A 20,936-nucleotide genomic window follows, 5' to 3' on the forward strand; every position below is an offset into this window, starting at 1 on the left:
TTTAGTTTAAAGCTTTTATACCAGGAAGTTCTTGTCCTTCAAGATATTCTAAGAAGGCTCCACCAGCAGTTGAAACAAAATTAAAATCGTTTATCGAATTTAAACCATTTAATAATGAAACTGTATCTCCACCTCCTGCAACTGAATAAATTTTATTAGACTTGTTATTTTCAATAATTTTTTTAGCAATTTTAATACTACCATTAGCAAAGTTTGGGTTTTCAAAATATCCCGCAGGGCCATTCCATAAAATAGTACTACTTTCATCAATAATATTATTAATACTATTAATAGTTTTTGGACCAATATCTAAAATCATTTCATCTGATAAAATTTCATTTAATTCTTTTATCTGAGAGTTTCCATTTAAATCCTTTCCTACCATAACGTCTTCTGGATATACTATTTTACAATCCTCTGTTTCTGAAAGTGAAAAAATTTCTTTAATAATTTGATCAGAGTTTTCTTCTTGTAAGGATTTTCCAATATTGTTACCCATATATTTAATAATATTATTAGCCATTCCACCTACAATTATAATATTATCAAATTTAGGTATTAAATTTTTAATTATATTAATTTTAGTTGAGATTTTTGAGCCTCCAATTATGCAGGTTATAGGTTTTTTAATTTCAGAAGTAATTTTTTTTAAAGCATCAACTTCCAAATTAAGTTGTAATCCAGAATAAGAAGGTAAGAAATTAGTTATCCCATGAATTGATGCATGCGCTCTATGAGAACAGGAAAAGGCATCATTAACATAAATGTCAGCTAAAGTTGAGAGATGTTTTGCAAATTGTTGGTTATTTTTTTCTTCTTCAGGACAAAATCTTATATTTTCTAACATAACTATTTTTTCATTATCACTATGAAATAAATCTTTAGAGGCTATCTCGTTTACATCTTTTGAAATGAGTTTTATATTTTGACTTAACTTTATCTCTAAATCTTTACATATTGGTCTAAGTGAAAGTTCGTTTACAACTTTCCCTTTTGGTCTTCCTATATGAGAAATAATTATTATTTTTGCATTTTGGGAGATTAAGAATTTTAAAGTAGGTAAAATTTTATCAATTCTTGTTGTATCAGTGATTCTGCCACCATCTAAAGGAACATTTAAATCTAATCTTAATAATATCTTTTTATCATTAAGATTTGTTTCCTCTTTTATACTTTTCATCAAGTGATTTTGTGGACATATTCTGCTATGTCACACATTCTATTTGAAAATCCCCATTCATTGTCATACCAGGCTGAAATTTTTCCCATATTTTTACCAACAACACTAGTAAGAGATGCGTCTACAATTGCTGATGATGAATTATGATTAAAATCAATAGATACTAGTTTTTCTGAAGTTATTTCTAGCACTTTTCTAGATTGATTTTTTGTTACTTCTGTAAAAGCATCATTAATTTTTTCTTTGCTTATCTCTTTTTTAGTACAAAAAACTAATTCAATAAGAGATACGTTGGGAGTTGGAACTCTCATAGCGACACCTTCCAGCTTACCTTTCAATGAAGGGATTATTTCTCCGATAGCTTTTGAAGCTCCTGTAGATGTTGGAACAATCGATTGGCTTGCTGATCTTGCTCTTCTTGGATCTTTATGAGAATTGTCCAAAATTCTTTGGTCGCTCGTAAAAGCATGAATCGTCGTCATAAAACCTTTTTCAATTTCAAAATTTTGATGAAGTGCGTTTGCTACAGGTGCTAAACAATTTGTAGTGCAAGATGCAGCAGAAATTATTTCATCATTTTTAGTAAGCTCACCTTCATTTACGCCAAAAACAATAGTTTTATCAGCGTTTTTACATGGAGCAGAAACTATAACTTTTTTTGCACCATTATTAATGTGTGCTAGTAGTTTTTCTTTTGAATTAAATTTTCCAGTACACTCAAAAACATAATCAACACCAAGTTTCTTCCAATTAATATCTTCAATTTTTGACTCTTGGGAAAAAGTAATCTTATTTTTATTAATAATTAAATGATTTTCATCGCAATCAAGGTCTGCATTAAATTTTCCATGTACAGAATCGTATTTAATTAGAGCATAACTTGCTTCAGAATTAGATCTGTTATTGATGTGTTTTATTTTTATATTTTTGTTTTGACTTTCAATGATCGCTCTAATAACCATCCGTCCAATTCTTCCCATTCCATTAATTCCAACATTTATAGTCATATTTTTTTTCTAACTAGTTTTTTTGATTTGTTTGTAATGTTTGCTGCTGTTAAACCAAAATGTTTATAAATTTCTTTGTATGGTGCACTTTTGCCAAATGTATCAATTCCAAAAGTTAAACCATTATCACCAACATACTTTTTCCAGCAATCTGTTGATGCCGCTTCTATAGAAATTTTTATTTTTGTTTCATTAATAATTTTTTTTTTGTATGAATTGGCTTGTAAGTCAAAAAGATCTTGGCAGGGCATCGATATTACTTTTGAATATATCTTATCTTTGGCCAATTTATGACTAGTCTCGATCGCCAAATTAACTTCAGAGCCACTTGCAAGTATTGTTAAATCAATCTTTTTATTTGTTCGTAATACTTCATAGGCTCCAAAAGAACACTTATTGATGTTTGAATATTTTATTCTTATTGGATCAAGGTTTTGCCTAGTCAAAGATAAAACACTTGGTGTTTTTGAGCTTTTTAGCGCATGTTCCCAACACTCAATAGTTTCCATTCTATCTGCAGGTCTAAAAACATTAAGATTTGGAATAGAACGTAAGCCTGACAATTGTTCTATTGGTTGATGAGTTGGGCCATCCTCACCAAGACCAATTGAGTCGTGTGTCATAACATAAATAACTCTTTGCTCCATTAGTGCTGATAATCTTATTGATGGCTTACAATAATCTGAAAATATTAAAAATGTTCCACCATAAGGAATAAAGTTACTATGAAGGGCAAGTCCGTTCATTATTCCACTCATTGCATGTTCTCTCACACCATAGTGAATGTAATCACTATTAAAGTCACCTGGTTTTACTATTTTATGATGTTTTGTTTTAGTATTGTTTGATCCTGCCAAATCAGCAGAACCTCCAATTAAATTATTACTAACGCTAGTCAATGCATTCAAAGTAAGTTCTGAGGATTTTCTTGTTGCTAAACTTTTAAGTTCTTTAATTGTTTTTTGTTTTTCTGTTTTTAAAATTTTTGTAAAATTATTTTTTAGTAAATTATTTACTATTACTTTTTTCTTTTTATAAATTTTGTTCCAATTATTCTCAAGTTTTTGTCCTTTTTTACCAATTTTTTTCCACTCATTTAAAATTTTATTTGGAATTTCAAAAGGTTTGTAATTCCAATTAAGAGCATTTCTTACTAATTTAATTTCATCTAAACCTAGAGGACTTCCATGAGACGATGATTTACCCGATTTATTTGGTGAACCATAACCAATTCTAGTCTTACATGAAATAACAGTTGGTTTTTTTGCATTTTGGACTTTTTTTAGAGCCTTAAAAATTTCTTTTTCATTATGACCATTGATAAGAATGTATTCCCATCCATAACTTTCAAATCTTTTTTTAAAGTTATCTGAAACTGCTAAACTAGTTGGTCCGTCAATCGATATTGAATTATTATCAAAAAGCATTACTAGATTTTTTAGCTTCAAGTGTCCTGCCAAACTCATTGCTTCGTGACTTATTCCTTCCATTAGACAACCGTCTCCTGCAAGAACATAAGTTTTATGATTTATAATTTCCTTACCAAGTTTCTTTTTTAAAACTTCCTCAGCAATTGCAAACCCAACAGCATTTGCAATTCCCTGACCAAGAGGACCAGTTGTAGTCTCAATACCAGTTTTGGAGTGATACTCCGGATGACCTGCACAAATTGAATTAAGCTGTCTAAATTTTTTTATACTACTAAGTGAAATACTTTTATATCCAGTCAAGTATAACAGAGAATAAAGTAGCATGGAGCCATGACCTGCAGATAAAACAAATCTGTCTCTATTAAGCCAATTTGGATTTTTAGGATTAAATCTTAAAAAATTTTTAAATAGAACAGTTGCAACATCTGCCATACCCATCGGCATACCAGGGTGACCAGAATTTGCTTTCTGCACAGCATCAATTGAAAGAAATCTGATGCAATTAGCTAAATCATTATGTAGTTTATTCAAAAATATCCTGACTAGACCTAGAAGAATCTATTTAATAATATAAACATATATATATGAATTCTATAATCGAAAAAGAAAAAAAATTAAACGAGGCCTTATCAAAGTTAAAAAATTTAGATCTAACTAATCCTGATTTGAGAAATAATATTGATGATTTAAATTCTCAAAAAACTCAATTAGAAATTGAAAAATCTCAATTAGAGGATAAGTATAAATCTTTATTGGATGAACACACAAATTTAACAAAAAAACTTGAAGAAATTCAAAATAATGAAAAATTAGAAGAGAAAAAACAGACTGAGTTCTCTGAAAAAATTGATGAATTAAACCAAGAAACAGATACTTTGTTGGAAGAAATAGACAAATGGCAAATGTAAGTATTAAATTTAACAATAAGGAATTTTTATTGTCATGTGAGGATGGTCAAGAGGAGCATCTTGAAGAATTATTAATCCATATTAATCAAAAGTTTAATGATTTAAAAAACAATCTTGGAAATTTAGGAGAAAATAAATTGCTTTTAATTACAGCTGTTAAAATTATGGATGAGTATTATGAAACTAAAAAAAGGGTTGATCAAAAAAAAAATGAATTAAAAGATCTTTCTAATAAATTTAGAGAATTAAAATCACTTATTTATGACTACAGAGATAAAAAGGAGGAAGAGGTTAAAAAGTTAAATGCCAATCATTCAAATTTTAAAAACGAAATTGAGGCAAATCATAAAAAATATGAACAATTAATTGATGAAGCAGCAGATGAAATATCAAATTTTGTTGAAAAAACTAAATTAGAAAATATTTCTCAATAAATTTTTGTGAATAAATCCCAAATTAGAAAAAAGATTTTAAAAATCAGAAAAAAAAAATTTGATAAAAAATTTGAAATTAATTCAGGTAAGTTAATTTCTTATTTAGAAACAAATATATCAAATCTTAAAAATATTGGTGGTTATTATCCATCTAACTATGAAATTGATGATTTAGAAATTTTAGATTTATTAGAAAAAAAAGATTTTAATGCATCATTGCCAAGGATAACAAAAAATAATCAGATGAATTTTTATAAATGGTCAAATAACGATTTATTAAAGATAAATAAATTTGGTATCCCTGAACCTTTGTCATCTAGGGTTTTTTATCCAGATGTTTTGTTAATCCCATTAGTTGCTTATGATAGTAATTTAAATCGATTAGGCTATGGTGGTGGTTTTTATGATCGTTATATTGAAAAAATTGAAAAAATTAAAAAGATAATAAAAATTGGTTTAGCTTTTTCTTTCCAAAAAACTTCATCAATACCTATAAATCAACATGATAAAAGATTAGATTTTATAATTACAGAAAAAGAAATTTTAAGATGAAAATATTATTTTTAGGTGATGTGGTTGGAATTTCAGGTTGTTCAAAACTGATGAACAATCTTATGAATGAAATTAAATCAAAAAAAATAGATTTTGTAATTGTAAATGGGGAGAATGCAGCTTCTCAAGGTGTAGGTTTAACCAAAGAAATATGTAATGATTTTTTTAATTGTGGAGTTGATGTAATTACAACTGGCAATCATGTGTGGGACCAAAAAGAAATAATGGAATTTATAGACAAAGAGCACAAATTGTTACGTCCTAAAAATCTTTTTGAACCAGCTCCAGGTAAAGGCTTTAATATTTATAATACTAAAAATAATATTAAGATCGGCGTGTTAAACCTAATGGGCAATGTCTTTATGAAAAAAAGTGACGACGTTTTTGAAGTTTCAGAAAAATTTATGAAACAGCACAAGTTAAAAGAAGACTATGATTTGCTTATAGTTGATTTTCATGGTGAAATAACTAGTGAAAAAAATGCAATAGGACATTTTTTTGATGGTAAAGCTACATTAGTTGTTGGAACTCACACTCATATTCCGACTAATGACGCAAGAATACTAGAGGGTGGCACAGCATATCAAACAGATGCTGGAATGTGTGGAGATTATAATTCTGTTATTGGCATGAATACTGAAAATTCATTGAATAGATTTTTAAAAAAAAATTCAACTAAACATTTTCCAGCTATAGGTGATGCTACTTTGTGTGGTGTAATTGTTGATTGTAATATAGAAAATGGATTAGCAAATAACATTGAAAGTTACATTTTTGGAGGTCAGTTAAAAAATACTTAGAATAAATTATGTCAGGTCATTCAAAGTGGGCAAGTATTAAACACTCAAAGGGAAAAGCAGATAAGCAAAGATCTAAAATTTTCTCAAAATTGTCTAAAGAGATAAGTGTAGCTGCAAAACTTGGTGATAAAGATCCAGCAATGAATCCAAGATTAAGATCTGCAATTCAAGCTGCAAGATCTGCCAATATGCCAAAAGATAATATTGAGAGAGCTATTGATAAATCTTCTGCAAACGCAGAGTCTAATTTTGAAAATTTAAGATATGAGGGATTTGGCCCAGATAAAATTGCAGTAATTGTAGAGACTTTAACAGACAATAAAAATAGAACTGCATCAAACATAAGAACTATATTTCAAAAAAATGGTGGTAGTTTGGGAACACAAGGTTCTGCATCTCATAATTTCAATCAATTAGGTATCATTAAAATTGATAAAAAAGAAATATCTGAGGAAAACATTTTTGAATTAGCAATAAACTCAGGGGCAGACGAATGTATTTCCAATAATGAATTTCACGAAATTCAATGTGAGTTGAGTGAAATTTATAATGTAAAAAAAAAATTAGAAAAAATTATTTCAAATTTTATTTCAACAGAGATTGAATGGATTCCCTTAAATAGTGTTAATATTGAGAAAGATAAAGAAGAGACTGTGATTAATTTTTTAGAAACATTAGAAGATGATGATGATGTGCAAAATGTTTTTTCAAATGTTAACTTTGGTAATAATTAATGTTGGTAATTGGCATCGATCCAGGTATTTCTGGATCAATTTGTTTTTTTCAAGAAGGTAAAATTATCGATGTGGTAGAAATGCCAACAATGGCTGAAGGGAAAAAAAATAAAAAACAGGTAAATGGATCTCAAATTTTTAATGAAATTTCTGATAGAATTAAAAAGTTTGAAAAAGAAGACATTAAAGTAGTCATAGAGCAGGTATCAGCTATGCCAGGTCAAGGTGTAACTAGTATGTTTAATTTTGGACAGTCATTTGGAGTTTTAAAAGGTATTTGTTCTGCGATGCAATTACCTGTGTATTTTGTAAGACCTGCAAAATGGAAAAAATATTTTAATCTTATTAATTCTGAAAAAGATGCAAGCAGAACAAAGGCAATTGAAATTTTTCCATATTTTTCAGGTCAATTATCAAGAAAAAAAGACTCTAATAAAGCTGACGCTATTTTGATAGCAAGTTTTTATTATGAAACTTACAAAAATAAATAATAGTCAAAAATTTAAGACAAATTCATGACACATTTAAGTGTGAAGAATAACTATGGAAGCTGATATCGCATCACAAGCAGTAGGATTGGGGACTAATACTGATTTTTCTTTAATAAGCCTATTTTCAAGAGCTGATATAGTTGTTAAATCAGTAATTATTATTTTGATAGTTTGCTCAATTTATTCATGGGCAGTTATCATAGAAAAATTTAGATTATTTAAAAGAATAAATAAATCTTCAGAAGAGTTTGAAGAAAATTTTTGGAACTCAAAATCAGCAGAAACATTTTACAATAGTTTGCCAACAAAAGTTGATGATCCAACGGCAGTAGTTTTTCAGGAAGCAATGGAGAGTCTTTTGAAAAAAAAATCCAAAAATAATTTAAGTGAAAAAATGAGTACTTTTTTAGAAGTTGGGATTGAAAAACAAATGTCTAAAATTGATAAGGGTTTTACATTCCTAGCAACAGTTGGATCGACCGCACCTTTTATTGGTTTATTTGGAACAGTATGGGGGATAATGAATTCATTCCAATCTATTGCAATTTCTAGAAACACTAGTTTAGCAATTGTAGCTCCAGGAATAGCAGAGGCATTATTTGCTACTGCCCTAGGACTATTAGCTGCAATTCCTGCTGTTGTTGCGTATAATAAGTTTAACACTGACTTACAAAAATATTCTCAAAAATTAGAAAACTTTTCAAAAAGATTTTTAACAATAATTTAGATGGCATTTAAATTAAATCGTTCATCAAAAGGACCTATTAGTGAGATTAATGTGACACCATTTGTAGATGTCATGCTAGTATTATTAATTATTTTTATGGTAACTGCACCATTGCTTACAGTAGGTGTACAAGTAGATCTTCCAGAGACATCTGCAGACTCCCTTCCAGAGGAAGCTGAGCCATTAACACTTTCAATAAATGCAAAAGGTGAAATTTTTATTCAAGAAGCAAAAGTAGAATATGAAAAAATTATTGCTAAAGTTTTAGCAGTTTCAAAAAACAGAACTGATACAAGGATTTATGTAAGAGGAGACAAGACAATTAACTATGGTAGAGTATTAGAGATAATGGGCTTATTATCTGGATCAGGTTTTACTAAGGTTGCCCTGATATCTGAGCCATATAAACAAAGGTAGATCTGTATGAATAGAAGTATAATTATATCTTCTGTTTTACATACAGTATTAATATTTATCACCGCTATGAGCTTACCATTTTTAACTAAAAAACCCCTAGATATTCCACCAATTGTTTCTGTGGAATTAATTCAGATTGCAGAAAAAACAAATATCCCATTTGCCCCTAAGGCAAAAAAAATAATTGAGAAGGTAAAAGAAAAAGAAAAAAAATTAGTATCAGAACAAGCACCACCTAAAAAGGTAAAGAAAACGAAAACGAAAACAGTTGTTTCAGTTGATCAAAATGAAAAAATTGACAATAAAACACCAGAAGCAATCCCACTCCCAGAAAAAACTGTAAAAAAAATTGAAACAAAAAAGGAAAATAAACAAAATCCAGATAAATTAGATGAAGAGGTAAAACAGGTCTCAGAATTTGAAAAAAAGGAATTTGTTGATTTAGATAATATCGCAAAACTAATTGACAAAGCAAAAGTTGATAGCGCAGAAGTAATAAAAAAAAATAATGATATTACTCAAGATCAGGATAGAAACATTGAAACCACTGGACTAACTTTAAGTGAAGAAGATGCCTTAAAAGCTCAAATCTTTGGGTGTTGGAGTATTCCACTTGGATTACCTTACAATGAAAATTTGTTAGTTAGAATTAAATTAATGCTTGAGCCAGATGGTTCGGTGGCAAAAACTGAAATTTTAGATCATGCAAGAATGAATAAACCAGGCCAAGGTTTTTACAAAGTATTAGCGGAAAGTGCACTAAGAGCTGTAAAATTATGCCAACCATTAAGAGTTCCAACAACAGGCTATGAAAGGTGGAAGGAATTACAATTAAATTTTGATGCAAGAGAAATGCTAGAAGGTTAAGATAAAAGATGAAAAAAATATTTATAATTTTACTTTTTACAGTTTTAGCTCCAATTAAGGCTTTTGCTTTAATTGAGGTAGATATTACTAGGGGAAATTTAAATCCACTCCCATTAGCAGTTTCACCATTGTCAATTGATGATAAATCCAGAAAAAGTTTTGAAAAAATTCTTAAAAATCAAAATATTGCGTCTGAAATTTCAAGTATAGTCGAAACTAATTTAAGAACATCTGGTTTATTTAATCCCTTGAGTAAAGATGCGTTTTTACAATCACCAGATATTGCAAATTTAAAACCTAGATTTGAAGACTGGAATTTAATCAAAGCTCAAGCACTGATTACTGGCAAAGTGACATATGTTGATGAAAAATTAAGGGTTGAATTTAGGTTGTGGGATGTCTTAGCAGCTAAAGAAATGATGGCATTAGCATTTACTACGGTGCCTAATAATTGGAGAAGGGTAGGACATATTATATCTGATAAAGTTTATGAAAGATTGACAGGAGAAAAAGGATATTTTGATACTAGAATAATTTATGTTGCTGAAGAAGGTCCAAAAACACAAAGAAAAAAAAGATTAGCAATTATGGATCAAGATGGTGCAAATAATAAATTTTTAACACTTGGTAATGAACTTGTATTAACTCCAAGATTTAATCCAACAAGTCAAATGGTTACATACTTGTCATACTTCAAAAATTTACCTAGAGTATACCTGCTAGATATTGAAACAGGAACTCAAGAAGTTGTAGGTGATTTTCCTGGAATGACTTTTGCACCAAGATTTTCACCTGATGGTAAAAAAATAATAATGAGTTTTGCTAAAGATGGAAAATCAGACATATACACGATGGATTTAGAAAATAGATTGGTTGAAAAAATTACAAATCATCCTTCGATTGATACTTCGCCATCTTATTCTCCAAATGGAAAATTTATTGCTTTTAATTCTGACAGAAGTGGATACCAACAAATTTATATTATGAAAAGCAATGGAAATGATGTTAAAAGAATTTCATTTGGAAACGGTATTTATGGAACACCTGTGTGGTCACCAAGAGGAGATTTAATTGCTTTCACCAAATTACATAAAGGAAAATTTTATATTGGAGTAATGAGAACAGATGGTAAGGGTGAAAGATTGCTTACTGAAAATTACTACCAGGAAGCACCATCATGGTCTCCAAATGGTAGAGTTTTAATTTTTTATAGAGAAACAAAAACTAACGCAGAAGGTGAAGGTTTTACTGCTAAGTTATGGTCAATAGATTTAACTGGCTACAATGAGCGTTTAGTTGAAACTCAGACTGATGCCTCTGACCCATCATGGTCATCTTTATTGAGTAATTAGGTTAAATAACTTGATTTTTTGACTTGAAACCTCTAATTAGTTGTGAAAAAGTATGAAATTGAAATTAGCAGCAAGGAGCAATTTAATGAATTTAAGCAAAATTTATAAAAATACACTTTTAATATTTGCAGCATGCTTAGTATTAACCGCATGTGCAACAAAAAAAGAAGTAGCAACAACTGAAACACAAGGCCAAATGCAAAGTGATGTTTATACTGGAGATGAAACAGTTAAATATTTAGCTGACGGTGTTCCTGATAGAGTTTTCTTTGCAACAAACGAAACTATTTTAACAACAGCTTCAAGAGAGACATTAAGAGCTCAAGCGGCTTGGTTAAGAAAAAACTCTAGCATCAATGTTGTTCTAGAAGGGCACGCAGATGAAAGAGGAACAAGAGAATATAACTTAGCACTTGGAGAAAGAAGAGCTAATTCAGCAAAAGATTATTTAATGACCTACGGTATATCTTCTGACAGAATTTCTGTATTAAGTTATGGAAAAGAAAGACCAGTTGATGCTGGATCTAACCCATTGGCATGGTCAAAAAATAGAAGATCTGTAACTGTTAAAGCAAATTAAAGAATTAAATTTAAAGACCCTAAAGCGTAAAAGTTTTAGGGTCTTTTTTTTGCCATTTTTATAACCATAAATCTAAATACTAATGAGATTTACATTTAAATTAATATTACTAATTTTACTTAATTTATGTTTTTTACAAAATTCTTTTTCAGATAATCATAATATTTATGAAACTTTAGAAATAATCAAGAATGACCTCAAAACTCTTGAAAGAGCAGTTTATTCTGGTTCAATTGAAATCAATACCTCGTCAAAAGAACAGTCAAATATTGAGCTAGATAGCAATTCAGAAGATGTACTGACGAGACATTTATTAAAATTATCTGAAGTTGAAGATCAATTTCGACAATTAACTAATAAATTTGAAGAAATTAATTTTAAACTTGATAAATTATCAAATAGATTATCAAAAATTCAGGCTGACAATCAGATAAGGTTTCAAGATTTAGAGTCCGCAATAAGTTCTGGTGATAATACAACACAATTGTCCTCTAAACCAAAAACAGACACAACAAAAAGTGAAATATTACCAGGGAGTTCGCAGCCACAAGATCTTGGCACAATATCCTATAAAGATACTGAGACTTCTGAAACATCTCAACAAATTCAATCTGTAGATACAACTGCGTCTGTAGTAACAGAAACTTTTCAAGCAGAAGAAAAAATACTACCACAAGATTTATCTCCAAAAAAACAATATGAATTTGCAACAAGTTTTTTAAAAGTTGGCGATTACAACACGGCCGAAAGAGCTTTTAAAGAATTTGTTGTATCTAATAGTAATCATGAATTAGCGGGCAGTGCTCAATATTGGTATGCTGAAACGTTTAGAATAAGACAGCTTTACACTGATGCTGCATCCGCTTATTTGGAAGGTTATCAAAAATACCCAAAAGGTAATAAGGCACCTATAAATCTATTAAAACTTGGTGTATCAATGGTACAAATTGGAGAAAAAGATCAAGGTTGTAAAATGATTAATGGTGTAGTGTTACAATACCCCAAGGCAAATCAATCAGTAATTCAAAAAGCAAAATATGAGTTTAAAAAATTTGAATGTATCAAAGAAGACTCATAAGCTTTTATTAGATAAATTAAAAGATAGTCGAACTCTTCAAATTTACAAAAAATTTGAAAGTAATTTGCCTGCTACAAAAAATTTTGTAGTAGCAGTTTCAGGTGGTCCAGATAGTCTTGCATTAACTTTTTTAGCAAAAATTTATTCAATTAAAAAATCTAAAAATATTAAATATTTAATAGTCGATCATAAGTTGAGAAATAACTCTACTTTAGAAGCCAGAACTGTTCAAAAAAAATTAAAAAACTTTTCTATAAAATTAAATATCTTAACCTGGAAGGGTATAAAGCCTAGAAAAAATATTCAATCGATTGCTAGAGACAAAAGATACAAGCTATTAACAGACGCAGCAAAAAAGTATCGAGTACAAAATATTCTCCTTGGCCATCACCTAGACGATTTATTTGAAAATTTTTTTATAAGAATTTTAAGAGGTAGTGGTCTAAAGGGATTAATTTCATTAGATAGAGAGACACATAAAAATCAGGTCAATTTGATTAGACCTTTAATTAAAATAAATAAAAAGGACCTGATATATGTAAGTAATTATATATTTGGATCATATATTAAAGATCCTTCAAATGAAGATGATAATTTTAAAAGAGTAAAAATTAGAAATTTTTTAAAACAATTAAGTTTAGAGGGTTTTGATAGAAAAAAGTTTTTTTTAACAATTAAAAACCTAAAATTTGCAAATGAGAATATAGAGTTTTACACTAAAAAAAATTTACAGGACAATGTAACAATTTTAAGTCAAAAAAATAATGTTATTCTAAAAGAAAATTTTTTTTCTCAGTCAAATGAAGTTGTATTTAGGTCTTTAACCGAGGTAATAAAAATTGTAGGTAAAAAGTATTATGCCGTCAGAGGAAAAAAAATTGATAAAATTATTCACTTAATAAATTTTAAATCCTCCTTCAAAGTTACTTTAGGTGGTTGTGTTATTAAAAAGGTTAATGAAACTGTAATTTTGTCTAAAGAGTAACAAAACGTAAATATTTAATGATATTTTGTCACTTGTTAATCTTGTAATAATTCTTATCTTACTATTATGAATTTAAAAAATCTTGCTATGTGGGGAATTATAGTATTCCTAACTATTGGCCTATATAACATGTTTAAGAATCCTCAAGCAAACGTAAGAGGAGGAAATCAAATTATATTTTCAGAATTTTTAACCTCAGTTGAAAACGGAGAGGTTTTAAAAGTTGAGATCCAAGGGAATAATATTAAAGGAGTTTTTTCTAATGGTAACTCTTTTTCTACATACTCTCCAAATGACCCTAACTTAATCGAAAAACTATCTGATAAAGGAGTTAGTATTTCAGCTGCACCTTTAGATGAAAAAATGCCTTCACTGTTTGGAGTTCTTTTATCTTGGTTCCCAATGTTGCTATTAATTGCAGTTTGGATTTTTTTTATGAGGCAAATGCAAGGTGGCAAGGGTGGTGCAATGGGATTTGGAAAATCTAAAGCTAAAATGATGAATGAACTTAAAGGTAAAGTTACATTTAATGACGTTGCTGGGGTAGAGGAAGCTAAAGAAGAAGTAGAAGAAATTGTAGAATTTTTAAAAGATCCAAAAAAATTTAGTAGATTAGGAGGAAAAATTCCTAGAGGAGCTCTATTAGTTGGCCCTCCTGGGACTGGAAAAACATTGCTGGCAAGAGCAATCGCTGGTGAAGCTGGCGTTCCGTTTTTTACTATTTCAGGTTCAGACTTTGTTGAAATGTTTGTTGGAGTAGGTGCCTCAAGAGTTAGAGACATGTTTGAGCAGGGTAAAAAAAATTCACCATGTATTATTTTTATAGATGAGATAGATGCAGTTGGCAGAAGTAGAGGCGCTGGATTAGGAGGTGGAAATGATGAAAGAGAGCAAACCCTAAACCAATTATTAGTTGAAATGGATGGATTTGAAACAAATGAAGGTGTTATTATTATTGCAGCAACGAATAGACCTGATGTACTTGATCCAGCTTTATTAAGACCTGGAAGATTTGATAGACAGGTGGTTGTTTCGAACCCAGATATTATAGGAAGAGAAAAAATTTTAAAGGTTCATGTTAAAAAAATTAAGATGGCGCCAGATGTAAATTTAAGAACTATAGCTAGAGGGACACCTGGTTTTTCAGGTGCAGATTTAGCCAATCTAGTTAATGAGTCAGCTTTACTGGCAGCAAGAAAAAACAAAAGAATTGTGACTTTAATTGAGTTTGAAGAAGCTAAAGATAAAGTAATGATGGGATCTGAAAGACGATCAATGGTAATGACAGAAGACGAAAAAAAATTGACAGCATATCATGAGGGAGGTCATGCTTTGGTGTCATTTAACATGCCAATTTATGACCCAATACACAAAGCAACTATAATTCCAAGAGGTAGGGCGCTAGGAATGGTTATGAATCTACCAGAGAGAGACAAACATGGGTATTCAATTAAATATTTGAAAGCAAGGATGGCTGTATGTTTTGGTGGAAGAGTTGCTGAAGAATTAATCTTTGGAAAAGACAATATATCTACAGGTGCTGGTGGTGGTAGTGGATCAGATATAAACCAAGCTACCCAACTTGCAAGAGCTATGGTAACAAAATATGGAATGAGTGAAGAAATGGGCCCGATAGAATATGGAGAAAATCAAGAAGAAGTATTTTTAGGTAGATCAGTTACTCAAACACAATCGGTCTCAGAAGAAGTAGCTAAAAAAATAGATAAAGAAATCAGAAAATTAGTTGATGAAGGTTATAACGAGGCTACAAAAATATTAACAGAAAAAATTGATGATTTACACAAAATTGCTAAAGCTCTTATTACTTATGAAACTTTAACTGGTGAAGAAATTGAAAATATAATTAATAAAAATTTATACCCAAAAGATAAAGTGACTGAAGAACCCAAAGAAAATGATGATCAAAGCTCAGCTTTAGGTGCCATGGGTTTAAAACCAAAAATAGTTCATTAACATAAAGAAATGAGAAGATATTACACTAGAGCGTGTAATTTCTATTATGGTAGTGAGTCAAAGCTATTAGTAAATAATAATAAAACAATTCCTCTGAATGGAAATAAAAAAATTTCGTTCGATCATATTGAGATAATATCAAGAACTTCTAAAAAAAAAATTTCCATAAATAAAATAAACGATTTAAAAAAATCATTAAAAGAACAAATCAAATTTGATTTAAAAAAAATTAAATCAAAAAAAAAGAATTTTTCAAATTTAAATTTTTTAAAAATACCAAATATAATGGGGGTATTAAACATTACACCAGATAGTTTTTCTGATGGAGGAAAATTTAATAAAGACAATAAAGGATTAAAGCATGCATTAGAGATGTTTGGTTTAGGAGCAAATATTATTGATATTGGTGGAGAGTCAACAAGACCTGGATCAAAAGCAATAAATAATAAAATAGAATGGAAGAGAATAGAAAAACTTATTAAGTTGATAAGTAAAAAAATTCCAATTTCATTAGATACAAGAAAATCTGAAGTTATGAAAAAAGGAATTAAACATGGTGTTAAAATTATTAATGATGTGTCTGGGCTAAATTATGATTTTGAAACTGTTAATGTTTTAAAAAAATATAAAACCCCTTTTGTTGTTCAACATTCACAAGGGACACCTGAAAAAATGCAAAATAAGCCACAATATAAAAATGAATTATTAGATATCTATGATTTTTTTGAACAAAAAATAAAATTTTTAAAAACAATTGGAATAAAACACAATAATATTATTATTGACCCAGGTATAGGCTTTGGAAAAAATTTAAAACACAATATTAGTCTTTTAAGTAATATTTCTATTTTTCACTCCCTAGGATTTCCTATACTGGTAGGTAACTCGAGAAAAAGATTTATTAAAGAAATAGCAGGTAAAAATGACACCAAAAGCAGAATTGGAGGAACAGTTGCTTCGTCAATTTATCTAATGATGCAAGGAGTGCAAATTTTAAGAATTCATGATGTAAATGAATTGCTTCAAAGCATAAAAGTCTTTAAAGAAATAACAAAATACAAATGACAAAAAAATATTTTGGAACTGATGGAATAAGAGGTGCAATTAATAGCAAATATATTAATGGTGATATGTTCTTTAAGTTTGGCCTCGCCTCAGGTACATTTTTTAAATCTCAAAAAAAAATAAAACAAACAGCAATAATAGCTAAAGACACAAGACTGTCTGGCTATACTCTTGAACCAGCGTTAGTTTCAGGACTGACATCAGCTGGAATGCATGTTTACACACTTGGACCCTTGCCAACAAATGGTTTGGCAATGTTAACAAAGGCAATGAAAGCTAATATGGGTATTATGATAACTGCTTCTCATAATCCACATTATGATAATGGTTTAAAATTATTTGGCCCTGACGGCATGAAGTTATCTGATAAAATTGAAAAAAAAATAGAAAATTTGATTGATAAAGGAATTATAAAAAATCTCTCAAGACCAGAAAAATTAGGCAGAGTAAAAAGGTTAGAAAATGGAACAAAAAAATATCTAAAAATTTTAAAAAAAAATTTTCCAAAGGAATTTAATTTAAGAGGATTAAGAATAGTAATTGATTGTGCAAATGGTGCGGGCTACAAAGCAGGACCAGAACTGTTAAAGTCTTTGGGGGCAAAAGTAATAGCAATTGGCATAAATCCAAATGGTATGAATATTAATCAAAATTGTGGCTCTACATATCCAAATAAGATTAAACTTGCAGTAAAAAGACATAGAGCTCACCTTGGCATTTCTTTAGATGGTGACGCTGATAGAATTATAATGAGTGATGAATTAGGAAATATAATTGACGGAGATCAAATAATTGCAGCTTTAGCTACAAGATGGAAGAATAAAAAAATGTTAAGAGGAGGTGTTGTGGGTACTCTGATGTCAAACTATGGTTTAGAAAAATTTTTTAAATCTGAGAAGATAAAATTTATAAGAGCAAATGTTGGTGATAGGTATGTAAAAGAAAATATGAAAAAAAATAATTTTAATCTAGGTGGTGAACAATCTGGTCATATTATTTTAGGCAAGTTTGCAACAACTGGAGATGGACTGCTGGTTGCGTTAGAAGTATTATTTGCATTAAGAAAAGGAAGAAAAGCTAGTTCTTTTTTTAATAAGTTTAAAAAAACTCCTCAAATTTTGGAAAATATTTCAGTAAAGAATAAATCTATAATTAAAAACCTAGAAGTAAAAAAATCTGTAAAAAAAGCAGAAAAACTAATGAAAGGTCATGGAAGAATTTTAGTTAGAGAATCGGGCACAGAGTCAAAAATAAGAGTTATGGGTGAAAGTGAAAACAAACATCTTTTAGATAAGTGCATAAATATTATTTTAAAACAAATAAAGTGAAGCCTAATTCCAAAGTATTAATTATTGCAGGATCTGACTCTTCAGGTGGAGCTGGAATTCAGGCTGACATCAAAACTATTACAGCACTTGGCTCATATGCGATGACAGCGATTACTGCTATTACATCCCAAAATACAACTGGAGTTAAATCAATTGTTCCAGTTCCACCAAAAGAAATTTCAAATCAAATTTTATTTACTTCGAAAGATATTAATCCTGATGCGATTAAGATTGGCATGCTACATTCTACCAAAGTAATTGAATCTGTTATTAATTCTTTAAAGATAATTAAAGTAAAAAGAATAGTACTTGATCCTGTTATGATTGCAAAAGGTGGAACTAAATTAATAGCCGATGATGCAATTAAACTATTAAAAAATAAATTAATAAAAATAGTTACATTGATCACACCCAATATTCCAGAAGCAGAAATATTAACTAATACAAAAATTAAATGTAAAGAAGATATGATCTTTGCCGCATATAAATTAATAGAAATTGGTGCGAAAAATGTGTTAATTAAAGGAGGTCATTTAAATTCAGAAATTGTTGAAGATATATTTGTTTCAAAATCTGATATTAAAATTTTTAAGAGTAAAAGATTTCAAACCAAAAATTCCCACGGAACAGGATGCACTTTATCTAGCGCAATAACTACATTTTTATCTTGTGGAAAACCAATAAAGAAATCTTGTGAGCTTGGCATTAACTATGTAAGTTCTGCTATTAGAACTAATCCCAAATATGGAGAAGGTCATGGTCCAATTAATCATCTTCACACAATTAATATAGAAAGAAAATTTAGATAATGAAAAATATAGTTGTAGTTGGATCCCAGTGGGGTGATGAAGGAAAAGGTAAAATTGTTGATTGGCTTTCAGAACAAGCTGACGTTGTAATTAGATTTCAAGGAGGACACAATGCAGGTCACACCCTAGTAATTGATGGAGTGACTTATAAATTAAGATTATTGCCATCCGGTATTGTGCGAAAAAATAAAATTTCAATTATTGGAAATGGAGTAGTTGTCGACCCATGGGCGTTACTGGAAGAAATTGAAGAAATAAAATCCAAAGGTGTCAATGTAGATGTAAATAATTTCATTATTTCAGAAGCTGCAAATTTAATTTTGCCATTTCATAGAGAAATGGATGAAATAAGAGAAGATGCAGCAGGTAAAAGCAAAATTGGAACAACTAGAAGAGGAATTGGCCCTGCATACGAAGACAAAGTTGGAAGAAGATCAATCAGAGTAATGGATCTCAGGTCTGAAAAAAATTTGGACCAAAGGTTAGAATCTGTTTTAGTTCATCATAATGCAATCAGAAAAGGTCTTGGAAAGAAAATTTTTGAAAAAGAACAACTTAAATCAGATTTATTAAAAATCGCACCTCAAATATTAAAGTTTTCACAGCCAGTTTGGCTCAAAATTGATGAGTTCAAAAAACAAAAAAAGAAAATTTTATTTGAAGGTGCTCAGGGAATTTTATTAGATGTAGATCATGGAACATATCCTTATGTAACTTCTTCTAACACTGTTGCATCAAGTGCTGCAACTGGTACAGGATGTGGTCCAAATTCAATTAATTATGTTTTAGGAATTACAAAAGCCTACACAACAAGAGTTGGCGAAGGTCCCTTTCCAACAGAATTAACAGATGATATTGGAGAATTGCTGGGTACTCGAGGAAAAGAATTTGGTACAGTGACTAGTAGAAAAAGAAGATGTGGATGGTTTGATGGTGTTTTGGTTAGACAGACTATTAAAATTTCAGGTATAGATGGTATTGCGCTTACCAAACTTGATGTTCTTGATGAGTTGGATGAAATTAAAATGTGTGTTGAGTATCAACTTGATGGAAAAAAAATAGATTATTTGCCTGCAGCAGTTGAGGATCAGTTAAAAATAAAACCAGTTTATAAAACCTTTCCTGGATGGAAAACATCTACAAATGGAATCAAGGATATGGATGCTTTACCTGAAAATGCAATAAAATATATTTATGCAATAGAAAATTTTATAGGTGCGAAAGTTTCCAGTGTATCTACTAGTCCTGAAAGAGATGATACCATTTTAGTTGAAAATCCTTTTGATATTTAATTTACAGGTAGTAAATTTTTAGATTTTGCCATAAGTAGCATTTGTTTTTGTAATTTCTCAAATGCTTTATTCTCAATTTGTCTTACTCTTTCTCTACTAATTTTATGTTTTTTGCTCAAATCCTCTAAAGTTGTAGGATTATCATTTAACCTTCTAGAATATAAAATTTCTTTTTCTCTTTCATTTAGAATTTTGATTGAATTTTTTAATAAATCTTTTCTTTGCTCCATTTCTTCTTGATGAGCAAATTTTAGATCATGGTCAAGTTCTTTATCAACTAACCAATCTTGCCATTCATCTCCGTCTTCACCAACTTGAGCATTTAATGAAAACTCTTTACCAGAAAGTCTTCTATTCATTGAGACAACTTCATCTTTACTTACATCTAATTTATTAGCTATTTCATTAACATGTTCGTCTCTTAAATCCCCTTCTGTCTGTGGTGCTATTTGATTTTTTATTTTTTTGAGATTAAAAAATAATTTTTTTTGAGCTGTAGTTGTACCTATTTTGACCAAACTCCAAGATCTTAATATATATTCTTGGATAGAAGCTTTGATCCACCACATCGCATATGTTGCCAATCTAAAACCTTTTTCAGGTTCAAATTTTTTAACAGCTTGCATAAGACCAACGTTTCCTTCAGAAATCATTTCATTTACAGGTAATCCATAACCCTTGTATCCCATTGCAATTTTAGCCACTAATCTTAGATGACTGGTTACTAATTTTTCAGCTGCTTTGATATTGCCTGTAGTTTTCCAATTTTTTGCTAACATGTATTCTTCCTCTGCAGCTAGCATTGGAAATTTTTTAATTTGATCTAAATATGCTGACAGACCTCCTTCATTTGAAAGAGCTGGCACATTGCTATTAAAAGTTGCGTTCATGGAAGTATTTATTTAATTAACTATATTAAATTTTCA

General features: G+C 29.6%; 22 protein-coding genes. 18 read left to right on the forward strand and 4 right to left on the reverse strand.

From position 1 onward, the window contains the following. Position 1: 1 nt before the first annotated feature. Genes ACIJYH_RS01045 through tkt form a run of 3 tightly spaced genes read right to left on the reverse strand, consistent with a single transcriptional unit; the run spans position 2 to position 4,148 of the window. Entirely contained in the window at positions 2 to 1,180 is a 1,179-nt protein-coding gene (locus tag ACIJYH_RS01045; RefSeq protein ID WP_435163317.1) for a phosphoglycerate kinase, read from the reverse strand. Further along, positions 1,180 to 2,187: a type I glyceraldehyde-3-phosphate dehydrogenase gene (gap, locus tag ACIJYH_RS01050; RefSeq protein WP_435163319.1), complete on the reverse strand. Its 1,008-nt coding sequence runs from the start codon at positions 2,185 to 2,187 to the stop codon at positions 1,180 to 1,182. The genes ACIJYH_RS01045 and gap overlap by 1 nt, the downstream gene beginning before the upstream one ends. Then, positions 2,184 to 4,148: a transketolase gene (tkt, locus tag ACIJYH_RS01055; RefSeq protein WP_435163321.1), complete on the reverse strand. Its 1,965-nt coding sequence runs from the start codon at positions 4,146 to 4,148 to the stop codon at positions 2,184 to 2,186. The genes gap and tkt overlap by 4 nt, the downstream gene beginning before the upstream one ends. 53 nt (positions 4,149 to 4,201) lie before the next feature. Between tkt and ACIJYH_RS01060 the strand changes: the two genes are divergently transcribed. The 18 genes from ACIJYH_RS01060 to ACIJYH_RS01145 all read left to right on the forward strand — a co-directional run bounded on the left by ACIJYH_RS01060 (position 4,202) and on the right by ACIJYH_RS01145 (position 20,010). Then, positions 4,202 to 4,525, forward strand: coding sequence for a 5-formyltetrahydrofolate cyclo-ligase (locus ACIJYH_RS01060; protein ID WP_435088608.1), 324 nt, complete (start codon positions 4,202 to 4,204; stop codon positions 4,523 to 4,525). Continuing rightward, positions 4,513 to 4,959: a cell division protein ZapA gene (gene zapA / locus ACIJYH_RS01065; RefSeq protein ID WP_435163323.1), complete on the forward strand. Its 447-nt coding sequence runs from the start codon at positions 4,513 to 4,515 to the stop codon at positions 4,957 to 4,959. Before ACIJYH_RS01060 ends, zapA begins: the two co-directional genes overlap by 13 nt. Before the next feature lie 6 nt (positions 4,960 to 4,965). Further along, positions 4,966 to 5,511 carry a 5-formyltetrahydrofolate cyclo-ligase gene (locus ACIJYH_RS01070; RefSeq protein ID WP_435163325.1) on the forward strand — a complete coding sequence of 182 codons (546 nt, stop codon included), beginning with the start codon at positions 4,966 to 4,968 and terminating at the stop codon, positions 5,509 to 5,511. After that, complete coding sequence (locus ACIJYH_RS01075) at positions 5,508 to 6,311, forward strand: TIGR00282 family metallophosphoesterase (protein ID WP_435163327.1); 804 nt, start codon at positions 5,508 to 5,510, stop codon at positions 6,309 to 6,311. The genes ACIJYH_RS01070 and ACIJYH_RS01075 overlap by 4 nt, the downstream gene beginning before the upstream one ends. Before the next feature lie 8 nt (positions 6,312 to 6,319). Continuing rightward, positions 6,320 to 7,045 (forward strand): YebC/PmpR family DNA-binding transcriptional regulator, encoded by a 726-nt coding sequence (locus tag ACIJYH_RS01080; RefSeq protein ID WP_435163329.1) that lies wholly within the window; start codon positions 6,320 to 6,322, stop codon positions 7,043 to 7,045. After that, positions 7,045 to 7,536: a crossover junction endodeoxyribonuclease gene (locus ACIJYH_RS01085; RefSeq protein WP_435163330.1), complete on the forward strand. Its 492-nt coding sequence runs from the start codon at positions 7,045 to 7,047 to the stop codon at positions 7,534 to 7,536. The genes ACIJYH_RS01080 and ACIJYH_RS01085 overlap by 1 nt, the downstream gene beginning before the upstream one ends. Positions 7,537 to 7,588: 52 nt before the next feature. Then, positions 7,589 to 8,263, forward strand: a complete 675-nt coding sequence (gene tolQ, locus ACIJYH_RS01090) for a protein TolQ (RefSeq protein ID WP_435163332.1) — start codon at positions 7,589 to 7,591, stop codon at positions 8,261 to 8,263. Further along, on the forward strand, positions 8,264 to 8,680 hold the full coding sequence (gene tolR / locus ACIJYH_RS01095; RefSeq protein WP_435088615.1) for a protein TolR: 417 nt from the start codon (positions 8,264 to 8,266) through the stop codon (positions 8,678 to 8,680). It abuts the gene before it with no gap. Positions 8,681 to 8,686: 6 nt separating this feature from the next. Then, a complete protein-coding gene (locus ACIJYH_RS01100) occupies positions 8,687 to 9,547 on the forward strand; it encodes a cell envelope biogenesis protein TolA (protein WP_435163334.1) in 861 nt (286 codons plus the stop codon). A gap of 8 nt (positions 9,548 to 9,555) precedes the next feature. After that, a complete protein-coding gene (tolB, locus tag ACIJYH_RS01105) occupies positions 9,556 to 10,899 on the forward strand; it encodes a Tol-Pal system beta propeller repeat protein TolB (protein ID WP_435163336.1) in 1,344 nt (447 codons plus the stop codon). A gap of 85 nt (positions 10,900 to 10,984) precedes the next feature. Continuing rightward, on the forward strand, positions 10,985 to 11,479 hold the full coding sequence (gene pal / locus ACIJYH_RS01110) for a peptidoglycan-associated lipoprotein Pal (RefSeq protein WP_435163338.1): 495 nt from the start codon (positions 10,985 to 10,987) through the stop codon (positions 11,477 to 11,479). Between the two features lie 82 nt (positions 11,480 to 11,561). Continuing rightward, positions 11,562 to 12,557, forward strand: a complete 996-nt coding sequence (gene ybgF / locus ACIJYH_RS01115) for a tol-pal system protein YbgF (protein ID WP_435163340.1) — start codon at positions 11,562 to 11,564, stop codon at positions 12,555 to 12,557. Then, positions 12,517 to 13,542 carry a tRNA lysidine(34) synthetase TilS gene (tilS, locus tag ACIJYH_RS01120; RefSeq protein ID WP_435163342.1) on the forward strand — a complete coding sequence of 342 codons (1,026 nt, stop codon included), beginning with the start codon at positions 12,517 to 12,519 and terminating at the stop codon, positions 13,540 to 13,542. Before ybgF ends, tilS begins: the two co-directional genes overlap by 41 nt. 66 nt (positions 13,543 to 13,608) lie before the next feature. Then, the gene (gene ftsH / locus ACIJYH_RS01125; protein ID WP_435163344.1) at positions 13,609 to 15,516 is read left to right on the forward strand and encodes an ATP-dependent zinc metalloprotease FtsH; all 1,908 of its coding nucleotides are present in this window, start codon (positions 13,609 to 13,611) and stop codon (positions 15,514 to 15,516) included. Between the two features lie 9 nt (positions 15,517 to 15,525). Then, positions 15,526 to 16,581 carry a dihydropteroate synthase gene (gene folP / locus ACIJYH_RS01130; RefSeq protein WP_435163346.1) on the forward strand — a complete coding sequence of 352 codons (1,056 nt, stop codon included), beginning with the start codon at positions 15,526 to 15,528 and terminating at the stop codon, positions 16,579 to 16,581. Then, on the forward strand, positions 16,578 to 17,909 hold the full coding sequence (gene glmM, locus ACIJYH_RS01135) for a phosphoglucosamine mutase (protein ID WP_435163348.1): 1,332 nt from the start codon (positions 16,578 to 16,580) through the stop codon (positions 17,907 to 17,909). Before folP ends, glmM begins: the two co-directional genes overlap by 4 nt. Further along, complete coding sequence (thiD, locus tag ACIJYH_RS01140) at positions 17,906 to 18,718, forward strand: bifunctional hydroxymethylpyrimidine kinase/phosphomethylpyrimidine kinase (protein WP_435163349.1); 813 nt, start codon at positions 17,906 to 17,908, stop codon at positions 18,716 to 18,718. Before glmM ends, thiD begins: the two co-directional genes overlap by 4 nt. Next, the gene (locus ACIJYH_RS01145; protein ID WP_435163351.1) at positions 18,718 to 20,010 is read left to right on the forward strand and encodes an adenylosuccinate synthase; all 1,293 of its coding nucleotides are present in this window, start codon (positions 18,718 to 18,720) and stop codon (positions 20,008 to 20,010) included. The genes thiD and ACIJYH_RS01145 overlap by 1 nt, the downstream gene beginning before the upstream one ends. On the opposite strand, the gene rpoH is transcribed toward ACIJYH_RS01145, so the two are convergent. Beyond that, on the reverse strand, positions 20,007 to 20,900 hold the full coding sequence (rpoH, locus tag ACIJYH_RS01150; protein ID WP_435163353.1) for an RNA polymerase sigma factor RpoH: 894 nt from the start codon (positions 20,898 to 20,900) through the stop codon (positions 20,007 to 20,009). The two genes, ACIJYH_RS01145 and rpoH, sit on opposite strands and share 4 nt — an antisense overlap. Positions 20,901 to 20,936 lie beyond the last annotated feature (36 nt).

Source organism: Candidatus Pelagibacter bacterium nBUS_25 (genome assembly GCF_051200975.1).
Lineage (GTDB): Bacteria > Pseudomonadota > Alphaproteobacteria > Pelagibacterales > Pelagibacteraceae > Pelagibacter.

Excerpts from the sequence above, each read along its gene's own strand:
- tolB (WP_435163336.1), top strand. The coding sequence starts at position 9,556 with ATGAAAAAAATATTTATAATTTTACTTTTTACAGTTTTAGCTCCAATT.
- rpoH (WP_435163353.1), bottom strand. The coding sequence starts at position 20,900 with ATGAACGCAACTTTTAATAGCAATGTGCCAGCTCTTTCAAATGAAGGA.
- ACIJYH_RS01080 (WP_435163329.1), top strand. The coding sequence starts at position 6,320 with ATGTCAGGTCATTCAAAGTGGGCAAGTATTAAACACTCAAAGGGAAAA.
- ftsH (WP_435163344.1), top strand. The coding sequence starts at position 13,609 with ATGAATTTAAAAAATCTTGCTATGTGGGGAATTATAGTATTCCTAACT.
- folP (WP_435163346.1), top strand. The coding sequence starts at position 15,526 with ATGAGAAGATATTACACTAGAGCGTGTAATTTCTATTATGGTAGTGAG.
- ACIJYH_RS01145 (WP_435163351.1), top strand. The coding sequence starts at position 18,718 with ATGAAAAATATAGTTGTAGTTGGATCCCAGTGGGGTGATGAAGGAAAA.
- tolQ (WP_435163332.1), top strand. The coding sequence starts at position 7,589 with ATGGAAGCTGATATCGCATCACAAGCAGTAGGATTGGGGACTAATACT.
- pal (WP_435163338.1), top strand. The coding sequence starts at position 10,985 with ATGAATTTAAGCAAAATTTATAAAAATACACTTTTAATATTTGCAGCA.
- ACIJYH_RS01085 (WP_435163330.1), top strand. The coding sequence starts at position 7,045 with ATGTTGGTAATTGGCATCGATCCAGGTATTTCTGGATCAATTTGTTTT.
- tilS (WP_435163342.1), top strand. The coding sequence starts at position 12,517 with ATGAGTTTAAAAAATTTGAATGTATCAAAGAAGACTCATAAGCTTTTA.
- zapA (WP_435163323.1), top strand. The coding sequence starts at position 4,513 with ATGGCAAATGTAAGTATTAAATTTAACAATAAGGAATTTTTATTGTCA.
- ybgF (WP_435163340.1), top strand. The coding sequence starts at position 11,562 with ATGAGATTTACATTTAAATTAATATTACTAATTTTACTTAATTTATGT.
- ACIJYH_RS01100 (WP_435163334.1), top strand. The coding sequence starts at position 8,687 with ATGAATAGAAGTATAATTATATCTTCTGTTTTACATACAGTATTAATA.
- gap (WP_435163319.1), bottom strand. The coding sequence starts at position 2,187 with ATGACTATAAATGTTGGAATTAATGGAATGGGAAGAATTGGACGGATG.
- ACIJYH_RS01060 (WP_435088608.1), top strand. The coding sequence starts at position 4,202 with ATGAATTCTATAATCGAAAAAGAAAAAAAATTAAACGAGGCCTTATCA.
- ACIJYH_RS01045 (WP_435163317.1), bottom strand. The coding sequence starts at position 1,180 with ATGAAAAGTATAAAAGAGGAAACAAATCTTAATGATAAAAAGATATTA.
- glmM (WP_435163348.1), top strand. The coding sequence starts at position 16,578 with ATGACAAAAAAATATTTTGGAACTGATGGAATAAGAGGTGCAATTAAT.
- ACIJYH_RS01075 (WP_435163327.1), top strand. The coding sequence starts at position 5,508 with ATGAAAATATTATTTTTAGGTGATGTGGTTGGAATTTCAGGTTGTTCA.
- tolR (WP_435088615.1), top strand. The coding sequence starts at position 8,264 with ATGGCATTTAAATTAAATCGTTCATCAAAAGGACCTATTAGTGAGATT.